Here is a 317-nt window from a genome sequence, read left to right as displayed (position 1 = left end):
CCCCCCCCCCCCCCCCCCCCCCCCCCCCCCCCCCCCCCCCCCCCCCCCCCCCCCCCCCCCCCCCCCCCCCCCCCCCCCCCCCCCCCCCCCCCCCCCCCCCCCCCCCCCCCCCCCCCCCTTTCCAAGCCGAAGACGGCATACGAGATTTCCTGTACGGTCTCGTGGGCTCGGAGATGTGTATAAGAGACAGACCCGTGACCGAGCGCGAGCATCGCATCGACCCCAGCGCCACGCTGCTGTCTACCACCGACATGCACAGCCACGTGCGTTACGCCAATGCCGCTTTCGTCAAAGTCAGCGGCTTCGACCGCGACGAA

Annotated in this window: 1 protein-coding gene; it reads right to left on the bottom strand. The window is 74.4% G+C overall.

Annotation, left to right across the window (positions count from 1 at the left end):
• On the bottom strand, positions 1-212 hold a 212-nt coding region (locus JHD63_RS24410), incomplete at its 3' end, for a hypothetical protein (protein ID WP_233168569.1).
• Positions 213-317: the final 105 nt, after the last annotated feature.

Origin of the sequence: Xylophilus sp. ASV27 (genome assembly GCF_016428875.1) — a bacterium.
GTDB lineage: Bacteria > Pseudomonadota > Gammaproteobacteria > Burkholderiales > Burkholderiaceae_C > Xylophilus.
The sequence above is the reverse complement of the archived record's forward strand: the minus strand, read 5'-3'. Positions and strand labels throughout refer to the sequence as shown.